This is a genomic window from Shewanella sp. 125m-1 (assembly GCF_052977065.1).
Window position 1 is genome coordinate 1 of the sequence record NZ_JBRILT010000008.1, and the last position, 10746, is coordinate 10746.

The window sequence follows — 10746 nt, forward strand, 5'->3', positions numbered from 1 at the left end:
TATGCTCTATGCTCTATGCTCTATGCTCTATGCTCTATGCTCTATGCTCTATGCTCTATGCTCTATGCTCTATGCTCTATGCTCAGTGCTCAGTGCTCAGTGCTCAGTGACGCTTAAGCTTGATAACATCACAAACCGATTGCTTTAAGCATCAGGTTTAATGATATTAAAGTGGTTATAAGCTCTTGGTGTTGCGATTCTGCCTCTTGGCGTTCTTTGTATAAAGCCTTGCTGGATAAGGAATGGTTCAAGGACATCCTCAATGGTTTCTCGCTCTTCGCCAATGGCTGCAGCGAGGTTATCTAGGCCAACAGGCCCCCCCATAAATTTGTCGATAATCGCCAACAACAGTTTTCTGTCCATATAGTCAAAACCTTCAGCATCGACATCTAACATGTCCAGCGCAGCTTCTGCAATCACTTTAGTGACATCACCGCTATGTTTAACCTCGGCAAAATCTCGAACTCGTCTAAGTAAACGATTGGCAATACGCGGCGTACCACGGGAGCGTCGCGCAATTTCTACAGCGCCTTCGTCGTCGATGTCAAGATCCATGACTTTCGCTGAGCGTGCCACGATACTGGACAGATCTTTGACGTTATAAAACTCAAGCCTTAGCGGAATGCCAAATCGTGCTCTTAACGGCGAGGTTAACGCGCCTGCTCGTGTTGTCGCGCCAACTAAGGTAAAAGGCGGTAAGTCTAATTTAATCGAACGCGCAGCGGGGCCTTCACCTATCATGATATCCAGCTGATAATCTTCCATTGCTGGATATAAAATCTCTTCTACGACGGGGCTTAAACGGTGGATTTCATCGATAAATAACACATCATTTGGCTCAAGGTTTGTCAGCAATGCTGCTAAGTCGCCTGCTTTTTCAAGTACGGGTCCAGAGGTTGACTTGATATTCACGCCCATTTCATTGGCAACAATCATCGCCAATGTCGTTTTACCGAGTCCTGGTGGGCCGTAAATCAACATATGATCTAACGCTTCGCCGCGTTTTTGAGCCGCTTCAATAAAGATTTTTAATTGTGCACGAGTATCATCTTGCCCAGTATACTCATCCAACATCTTAGGTCGCATCGCACGATCAACCGCTTCAATTTCATCGCGCTCTATTATATTGGGTTGTATGAGTCGGTCAGCTTCAATCATCTATATTCCTTAAAGCATCGATTTCAATGCAGATTTAATCAGCGTCTCTGAACTCATGCCATCGGTATAAACCGATGACACCGCTTTACTCGCCTGTGCAGGTTTATAACCCAAAGACAGTAATGCTGCGATAGCGTCCTCTTCTGCTGTATTGACCACTACTGGCGCCTTGTAATTCGATTGCAACATAAACTCACGCTCTGAGCCTACAGAAGCTTCCATCAAGCTCTTTAATTTATCGCGCATTTCAACTAATAAGCGCTCTGCCGTTTTCTTACCCACACCCGGTAATTTTACCAGTGTGGCTATATCGTCACGTTCAACACAGACAACAAATTCACCCGCGGTCATACCCGATAAAATTGTTAATGCTAATTTAGGGCCGACACCGTTTGCCTTAATCAATAATCTAAATAGACTTCTTTCTTTTTTAGATACAAAACCATAGAGTAACTGCGCATCTTCTCTTACAATAAAGTGAGTATAAATAACCGCTTCTTGACCCAGTTCAGGCAGCTCAAAAAAACTGGTGAGCGGCATTTGGATCTCATACCCTACTCCAGAGACATCAACTAGCACCTCAGGTGCTTGTTTCTCAATTAATAATCCGCGTATACGACCTATCATTTATATCGTCCATATGTTCTTACACTGGCTCTGCCGCTAAGGGCGGCCAAACTTTGGCTAGTATGATAATGACACACTGCCACACCAAGCGCATCAGCCGCATCTGCTTGCGGCGCACTGGGCAGTTTCAGTAATTGCTGGATCATGTGCTGCACTTGTGATTTTTGCGCACGGCCAGTCCCGACCACTGCACTTTTAATCTGAGTTGCGCTATATTCGGCTACAGGTAAATTAGCTGCAGTTGCCGCAACGATTGCAGCGCCACGAGCTTGTCCGAGTTTGAGCGCTGAATCGGCATTTTTTGCCATAAACACCCGCTCAATAGCAAACTCGTCAGGCTGGTATTGTCTAATAATCTCGGACAAACCATCAAAAATTTGTTTCAAACGAATAGGGAGTTCATCAGAACTCGTTCGAATACAACCACTGCCAACATAAACTTGCTGTCGACCGACGCATTTAATGACGCCGTAACCTGTGATGCGGGATCCCGGATCGACCCCTAAAATTATTGCCATATAGGTTTTATTCCAGACCTTCCATCACTTCGTCAGAAATTTCTGCGTTATGATAAACTTCTTGTACATCATCATGATCTTCTAAGTTGTCGATTAAGCGTAAGAACTTAGGCGCAGTACTCGCATCTAAGTCCGCTTTGGTTGAAGGAACCATGGTCACTTCAGCATTAATTGACTCCAAGCCTGCAGCATCGAGGGCATCTTTGACGCGGCCAAAATCTTCAGGCGACATCAGTACGTCAATAGAGCCATCTTCATGGGTCACAACATCTTCAGCACCCGCTTCTAATGCGGCGTCCATGATTGTGTCTTCATCGACTCCTTCATAAGAGATGATCCCCTTTTTATCAAAAAGGTAGGCGACTGAGCCATCTGTGCCTAAGTTGCCGCCAGACTTACTAAACGCATTGCGCACACCAGACACGGTGCGGTTCTTATTGTCGGTCATTGTTTCCACCAGCACCGCAGTGCCGCCAGGCCCATAACCTTCGTAGACAATTGTTTCTAATACTTGGCCATCAAGCTCACCGGCTCCGCGCTTAATAGCCCGTTCAACGGTGTCGCGAGTCATGTTGTTTGATAGCGATTTATCAATGGCTGCGCGTAAGCGTGGATTAGAATCAGGATCTGAACCACCTTCTCGGGCAGCAACCGTTAATTCTCGAATAAACTTGGTGAACAATTTTCCGCGCTTTGCATCTTGTGCCGCTTTGCGGTGCTTAATGTTTGCCCATTTACTATGTCCTGCCATGTCTATCTCCTCAATTCATTCCTATACCCAAACAACCTATTCCACCCAACGACGCATATGTATTTCACGATCAACAAAGTGACTTTAGTATTAGTGCTTTTAGCATTAGTTATTTGTATTAGTGTTTTTTGTAGCTAGTGTCTTTTTGTATTGATGACTCTAGTATTCGTAACTCTAGAATTAATGTCTTTATTTTAAAGTGGCTTGGGTATATTTAATCGAAAAAAAAGCCGAGTCTTAACTCGGCTCTTATGACGCTGTATTATTCAGCGTCTTTTGTGTCTTCTTTGGATTCTGCTTCTACAACACTGACGCCAAGTTCAGCTAACTGCACCGGATTTGCAAATCCTGGCGCGTTCGTTAACGGACAAGCCGCTGTCGTTGTCTTCGGGAATGCCATCACATCACGAATTGAGCTCGCACCAGTCATCAACATGATGATACGGTCAAGACCGAATGCTAGACCCGCGTGTGGTGGTGTACCGTAGCGCAATGCTTCAAGTAAGAAGCCAAACTTCTCGCTCGCTTCTTCGTCATTAATACCTAGAATTCTAAATACCGCAGACTGCATTTTGCTATCGTGAATACGAACTGAACCGCCACCTAGCTCACAGCCATTTAGTACCATGTCGTATGCATCAGAGATAGCAGCGATTGGATTCGCTTCTAGCTCTTCAGGAGTCATGTTACTTGGGGCTGTAAATGGGTGGTGCATTGCATGCAGCCCGCCATCAGATGTGCGCTCAAACATTGGGAAGTCAACAACCCAAAGTGGCTTCCACTCGCCTTGTAGCAAGTCAAAATCTTCACCCGCTTTTAGACGCAGTGCGCCCATCGCTTCAGCAACGATATTGGCTTTATCTGCACCAAATAGAATTAGATCGCCAGTTTGTGCGCCAGTGCGCTCAAGTAAGGCCTTAACCACATCTTCGCTTAGGAACTTAAGGACTGGAGATTGAATACCTTCCATACCTTTATCAAGATCATTAACCTTCATCCAAGCTAGACCTTTCGCGCCATAAATAGTGGCATACTTAGCGTATTCATCTAATTGCTTGCGTGAAAGCTTAGCGCCGCCAGGAATACTTAGTACTGCAACGCGACCTTCTGGATCATTTGCTGGGCCGTTAAATACCGCAAACTCGACTTCTTTAACGATGTCTGCAACATCAATAAGCTCAAGAGGGTTACGAAGATCGGGCTTATCTGAACCGAAACGACGCATCGCTTCTTCAAATGTCATTTTAGGAAACTCGCCTAAATCAACATTCAATAGCTCTTGGAATAAACCACGAACCATCTCTTCAGTCTTATCCATCACCTGAGTAGAGGTCATGAACGACGTTTCGATATCGATTTGAGTAAATTCTGGCTGACGGTCAGCACGTAAGTCTTCATCACGGAAACACTTAACGATTTGGTAGTAACGGTCAAAACCAGACATCATCAACAACTGCTTAAATAGTTGTGGTGATTGTGGCAGTGCAAAAAATTGACCTTTATAAGTACGACTTGGTACTAAGTAGTCACGTGCACCTTCTGGTGTCGCTTTAGTTAAGATAGGTGTTTCAATATCTAAGAAACCGTTACCATCTAAAAAGCGTCTTACAGCACTGGTCACTTTAGAGCGGAACACTATACGGTCAGCCATTTCTGGGCGACGCAAATCTAAGTAACGGTACTTAAGACGTTGCTCTTCAGTGTTGTGCTGGTTTTTGTCCATGTTGATTGGCAATGGCGCAGAGCTGTTTAAAACAGTTAGCTCTAGACCTAAAATCTCAATCTCACCAGTACGCATATCCGCGTTAATCTGGCTATCAGGTCTTGCTCTTACAAGGCCTTTAATCTGAACACAAAATTCGCTGCGTAGTGTGCTTGCAACATCAAACACTTCAGGAAGGTCTGGATCATAAACAACCTGAACGATGCCTTCTCTATCACGAAGATCGAGAAAAACAACGCCGCCTAAATCTCGGCTGCGATTAACCCAACCCACTAGGGTCACTTCTTGACCTACGTGAGACTTATTGACGTCTCCACAATAATGACTGCGCATTTAACTCTTCCTTTATTCCGCAAAGCGATGTTTGAGGTTCTGGTTCAAAACAAGACAAAAGCGGCATTATAGAGAAATATTGCCGTTTTCCAAATAACTTCTCGACTAGTCGGCTAACTATCAAGCAATTTCAATTAAAAATTAATAAGTTCAGCGTATCTTAGCAAAACTAGCAGCTTCTATATGCCCCGCCGCCCGCATTTTTTGCACGATACATCCGTGTGTCCGCGGTTTTTAATAGCGCATCAATGCAATCGCCATCGTTTGGATAGATGGCAACACCAATACTGGCCGATGCAGATACGACTTGCTGATTAATAACAAATGGCTCTGACAAACTATTTAATAAATTATCAGCCACATCGCCAACCGACTCAAAGTCTTTAATTTCATTTAAAATGATAACAAACTCATCCCCGCCCAATCGGCCAACGGTATCCGAGCGGCGGATCCCTTTAATTAAAACCTTGCTAACATGCACTAAGTACTCATCGCCAGCATGATGACCCAAGCTGTCATTCACTTGCTTAAAGCCATCTAAGTCGATAAAGATCACCGCAAACAGTGCCGTGTCCCTTCTATGCATTAAAATCGCTTGCTCTAGTCTATCTTCAAGCAAACTCCGGTTGGGTAACTGGGTCAAACTATCGTGTTTAGCAAAGTGTGCCATTTTATTCTCAGCATCGATGCGTCTTGCTATTTCCTTGCGTAAACGTCGATTAGCTAATAATGCAGCAATAACAACGAGTGATAAAATAACGAAGACTACAATACCTAGCTTTAATCTATTTTCATACTCTTCACGGCCAAACTCAACCGTCTGAGACACCCATTTTTGATGGATTTGCTGTTGCCTCGTTGTATCAATGTTAGCCAAAACAGCATTGACTAATGGCAGCAGGGCCTTTTTACTATTGTGCACACCGATATGACTTCTCTGTTCTGCAAAGTCGACTAACATCGACATCTTCAAACTTGCAAACTTACCGCCTCGGATATTACTGCCCAGGTTAACGACCTTATCAATAAACACATCAGCCTGACCCTGACTAACAGCACTTAAACCCGCATCAATATCAGGCACTAAGATTAATTTCAGGCTAGGATACTTTCTCATTAATTCGCCAACAATATGGTAGCCTTCAATAACGGCGATTCGTTGACCGCTAAGCTCATTCAAACTAAAAATACTCACGCTATTTAATGATGTGACTAATCCCCAAGGTGAAGGCCAATAAGAATCTGAAAAGCCAAGTTGGTATTCACGCTCAGGGGTTATGGCGACACTGCCAGCCATATCAACGCTGCCTGAGACGAGCGCATCGAGCAGGCTTTGCCACTCATCGAACGCAATAGGCTCAATATTCAAGCCAAGTTCCTCACCAATAATACCAATAACATCACTGTTAATGCCGGCGTACTGACCCTCTTCGATAAATTCCATGGGATGCCAGTTTCGTAAAAAACCCACTTTAACGCTGCCTAATTCCTCGACTAAATTCTGCTGTTCGGCGGTCAAGTTTATCTGCATCTGCTGATTGTTATATATTCTATCTTCTGGGTTTAGCATCCACTTTCGCTCAATATCGGCTAACTCGACATTCGACATTTGCAAAAAACCAGCAGCAATACGCTCTGAAAACCCCACATCGCCACTTCGATTTAACACATATAAGTTGGTTTTAAATTCAAGGCCTGCATATTGATGAAAAAGCTCCCAACTCTGATTGAGTAATAGATAATGTTGTGTCCATGCTCCCGCTGCAACGAAGGCGGAGACATCGCCCTGCTTTGCCGCTTCTATCATGTCATCTACAGAAGAGAAATATCGAATATTGGTGTCAGGAAGGGCATCAATTAGCTCCTGTAAATATGGCGATGTCGGCGAGACCGCCACAACCTGACCTTTTAATTCGTCCAAGTTTTGTAAAGGTGTCTGAAAAGAAAATAAACGGCTAGTGACGCTATATATCTTATGGGCATGATTTAGGCCTGTTTGCATTGTCTCGCTTTCTGGATAGCCTAACTGCACATCCGCAATACCGCGTTTTACATTATCTATGCTCTGTTTCATGCTCCCCGGGACGAATCGGATCGGTAATCCCGTTTTCTCAGACCATAGTTTCCAGATATCCACCAGCAACCCATGTGGCAAGCCATCTGTGCCGATATCGGCATAAGGGCCTACTCCAGTTTGCATAGCGATAACAATATCATTTTGATAGCGCTTCTCCCCTAGCCATTGATGAGTATACTGCTCAATAAGCTCAGGTTTTATCAAAGCAAATCCATCCGCCACTTTAGCCGCTAACGCATGATTGGCTTTGTTAAATGTAGGATAAAAAGACAACTCAGAGATAGCCTTACGGTTTTCGATTGGAAACTTTATCGATATGGCATTATTAATTTGGCTTTCTCGCAAAAAGCCTTCTAAGCCAACAAATACCAGCACCTCTTCGGTCATTACGGCCTTAAGTAAATCGGTACGACTTTCAAAATATCGAAATGTTAGGTTAGGCTCTTGCTGCTTTAAAATCTCTATTTGTGCAGCACCGGCAACTACACCAATTTTATAAGGTCGAAGGTCTGCTAATGTTTGTGCCTTAGGTAACTGGTAATTGACATAGAGGAAACTATTTACACTGGTGATTTTAGGGGAAAAAGTAAACTCTTGCTCTCTGCTAACCGTTTTTGCCATACCTATATGTAAGTCCGCAGTCCCCTGCTTAATACTCTCGACGGAGTCTACCCAGTCAGTCGGTTTAAATACCACTTTGGTATTGGTTTGCCTCGACCACTCCAACCAGATATCAACTAACAGCCCACTAGGCTGGTTATTTTCATCGGTAAACTGAAACGGATAAGTGTCATTACTCATCGCAATGATAAGTGACTTAGTCTCTCTAACCGAGTCTGAATAAGCCGGAAATGTGACAAACATCGTCGCCATGGCGAGCAACATACAAGTGATAGTTTTCAATTACATTTCCCAAAAAGGTTAAATTTATGAGTGTATTTTGTTTAATTAGTGCTATTAGACAAAATTTTATGAGTAAATTCCAGTACTAGTCTTGCTGCTTACTGACATGATTAGCTAGAATGAAGTGTTGAACTCCCACTATTTGATCACATGAACTCTTCTACCGATAATCTCTTTGCCAAGCCTTATGAACAAGTCAGCGATTTTCAATTCGATGACAAAGTAGCCGGTGTCTTTAATGACATGATCAGGCGATCGGTTCCTGGCTATGGACAAATCATCAATACCATTGGTGATCTCGCCCAAAAGTATGCGGCGACTAATACTAAAATTTACGATTTAGGTTGCTCTTTAGGCGCGGCCACTTTGAGTATTCGCCGCCGAGTAGAAGGTCGTAATTGCCAAATTGTCGCGATAGATAACAGCGAATCGATGATTGAGCGTTGTAATGAGAATCTGTCGGCTTATGTGAGTGAGACGCCTGTCGAACTCGTGTGCGGCGATATTCGCGATATAAAGATTGAAAATGCCTCTTTGGTAGTACTGAATTTCACCATGCAATTTCTTTCTCCTGATGATCGTGAAAGCCTGCTTAAGAATATTTATGAAGGCCTGATCCCTGGTGGTTTATTGATACTGTCTGAAAAACTGTACTTTAAAGAAGATAAAATTCAATCTACTTTAGATGACTTACACCTCGATTTCAAAAGAGCAAATGGTTACAGTGAGTTAGAGATCAGTCAAAAACGCAGTTCATTAGAAAACGTGATGAAACCTGATACACTAGCTGAGCATGAAAATCGGATCAGATCACAAGGTTTTAGCCAGTTCAGCGTTTGGTTCCAGTGTTTTAATTTTGCATCTATGGTGGCAATTAAGTGATTAGTTTTAGTTCTTTCTATAAACAGATTTCAGACTCAAGCCTACAACATTGGCTTGAGACTCTTCCGTCAATTCTCGGCCAATGGCAGCGAGAACATAAGCACGGCTCCCTCCCTAAGTGGGAAAAAGTACTTAATAAACTGCATTACCCAGAAGCCGATATCATCGACTTTAAAACGAGCGTCAAAATTGGCTCAGGTGAGCAGCTTAGCGATGGTGAAAGGCAGAAACTTGAAAATCTATTAACCATTTTTAAGCCTTGGCGTAAAGGTCCGTACTCACTCCATGGCGTAGAAATCGATACCGAGTGGCGATCTGACTGGAAATGGGAGCGTGTCGTTCCGCACATATCTCCTTTAGAAAACCGCACAGTATTAGATGTGGGTTGCGGCAGTGGCTACCATATGTGGCGCATGTTAGGTGAAGGTGCCAAGCACGTGGTCGGTATTGACCCATCACCGTTGTTTATGTGCCAGTTCGAAGCGGTCAAACGACTTGCGGGTAACGATCACCCTATTCACTTCTTACCGCTGGGAATTGAAGAGCTACCCGCTTTAGATGCATTCGATACTGTATTCTCTATGGGCGTGCTCTATCACCGCCGCTCACCCATTGATCATATATTCCAACTGCGAGATCAACTACGGGTTGGGGGTGAGTTGGTACTAGAAACTTTAGTTATCGATGGCGATGAAAATACCGTGCTCATGCCAACGGATAGGTATGGCAAGATGAATAACGTGTGGTTCTTACCTTCAGTTGAAATGCTCATGCTTTGGTTAAAGAAGTGTGATTTCACAGACATACGTTGTGTCGATGTTGATGTAACTTCACTTGCCGAGCAAAGAAGTACACCATGGATGCCAAATGAATCATTAGTTGATTATTTAGATCCTAATGATGTTAGCCTAACAGTTGAAGGCTATCCGGCGCCAAAACGAGCCACAATTATTGCCACCAAGAATCAGCCAAATAAAGATTTAATCTAGCAAATAGTAAATGGGAAGCACTATGTTCAAGCAGATAATTTGTATTGCCGCAATCACAGCCGCCATTTCAGGTTGTGCAACGACCAAAGAAACTAACGCACCGATCCCAGTAGATGCTGCGGTGCTACAAGCCAGTTTAACCAATCAAGAAAGCAATATACTTGGTGCAATCGATACCTGTAACCAGGCTCAAGCTGCAGGGCTTGCATCACTAACTACTCAAATTGATGATCTCAATACAAAAATTGCTCAGCTGAACGTTAAGGAAAAAACGGCGGTCGTCCCAGTGGTTGCACCGGTACAGTGCCCCCCTTCACCTATTGGTGACAAATTTATGTTAGGTGCGCTAGAAAATGTCTATGTCGACGAAGTAAAGGCCAGTTTCAATACCCGTATCGATACGGGTGCGGAATCGTCCTCCCTCGATGCACGCAATATCATTTTGTTTGAAAGAGATGGCAGCCAGTGGGTTAGGTTTGACGTGTTTACTCAAGGAGATAAACAGCCAGCAAAAACGTTTGAATCAAAAGTCGAACGTTTTGTAAGAATTAAACAGGACTCCGATGAGAAAAGTGATCGTCGACCTGTTATTCACGCGCACCTTGAAATTGGCCAATATAAAGCGGAAACCGATCTAAACCTGAGTGACCGTAGCCATTTAGAATACCCTTTGCTACTTGGACGCAAGTTTATGCAAGACATCGCTGTCGTCGATGTTGGCCAAACCTATATCCATGGAAAAAAACAAGACGCTCAGCCGTCTAAAACGAAAAAATAGGATAAAT

9 protein-coding genes are annotated in these 10746 nt (G+C 43.7%); 3 read left to right on the plus strand and 6 right to left on the minus strand.

Translation table 11 applies throughout. The annotated features are described in order from the left end of the window. Window positions 1-144: 144 nt before the first annotated feature. The 6 genes from ruvB to ACVBIK_RS05760 form a co-directional block, all read right to left on the minus strand. On the minus strand, window positions 145-1158 hold the full coding sequence (ruvB, locus tag ACVBIK_RS05735; protein WP_447159826.1) for a Holliday junction branch migration DNA helicase RuvB: 1014 nt from the start codon (window positions 1156-1158) through the stop codon (window positions 145-147). A 9-nt stretch (window positions 1159-1167) separates the two neighbouring features. Further along, window positions 1168-1785 carry a Holliday junction branch migration protein RuvA gene (gene ruvA / locus ACVBIK_RS05740; RefSeq protein ID WP_447169275.1) on the minus strand — a complete coding sequence of 206 codons (618 nt, stop codon included), beginning with the start codon at window positions 1783-1785 and terminating at the stop codon, window positions 1168-1170. Next, entirely contained in the window at window positions 1782-2303 is a 522-nt protein-coding gene (gene ruvC, locus ACVBIK_RS05745) for a crossover junction endodeoxyribonuclease RuvC (RefSeq protein WP_447159828.1), read from the minus strand. The genes ruvA and ruvC overlap by 4 nt, the downstream gene beginning before the upstream one ends. Window positions 2304-2310: 7 nt before the next feature. Next, on the minus strand, window positions 2311-3054 hold the full coding sequence (locus ACVBIK_RS05750) for a YebC/PmpR family DNA-binding transcriptional regulator (RefSeq protein ID WP_447169276.1): 744 nt from the start codon (window positions 3052-3054) through the stop codon (window positions 2311-2313). A gap of 262 nt (window positions 3055-3316) precedes the next feature. Then, on the minus strand, window positions 3317-5110 hold the full coding sequence (gene aspS, locus ACVBIK_RS05755) for an aspartate--tRNA ligase (protein WP_447159830.1): 1794 nt from the start codon (window positions 5108-5110) through the stop codon (window positions 3317-3319). 169 nt (window positions 5111-5279) lie between these two features. Next, the gene (locus tag ACVBIK_RS05760; RefSeq protein WP_447169277.1) at window positions 5280-8090 is read right to left on the minus strand and encodes a transporter substrate-binding domain-containing protein; all 2811 of its coding nucleotides are present in this window, start codon (window positions 8088-8090) and stop codon (window positions 5280-5282) included. Window positions 8091-8240: 150 nt separating this feature from the next. Here ACVBIK_RS05760 and cmoA point away from each other — a divergent pair, with 150 nt between their 5' ends. The 3 genes from cmoA to ACVBIK_RS05775 are packed head-to-tail and all read left to right on the plus strand — an operon-like array spanning window position 8241 to window position 10739. After that, window positions 8241-8972, plus strand: coding sequence for a carboxy-S-adenosyl-L-methionine synthase CmoA (gene cmoA / locus ACVBIK_RS05765; RefSeq protein WP_447164393.1), 732 nt, complete (start codon window positions 8241-8243; stop codon window positions 8970-8972). Beyond that, window positions 8969-9961 (plus strand): tRNA 5-methoxyuridine(34)/uridine 5-oxyacetic acid(34) synthase CmoB, encoded by a 993-nt coding sequence (cmoB, locus tag ACVBIK_RS05770; RefSeq protein ID WP_447159833.1) that lies wholly within the window; start codon window positions 8969-8971, stop codon window positions 9959-9961. Before cmoA ends, cmoB begins: the two co-directional genes overlap by 4 nt. 22 nt (window positions 9962-9983) lie before the next feature. Then, window positions 9984-10739 (plus strand): ATP-dependent zinc protease family protein, encoded by a 756-nt coding sequence (locus ACVBIK_RS05775; RefSeq protein ID WP_447164394.1) that lies wholly within the window; start codon window positions 9984-9986, stop codon window positions 10737-10739. The last annotated feature ends 7 nt before the right edge of the window (window positions 10740-10746 follow it).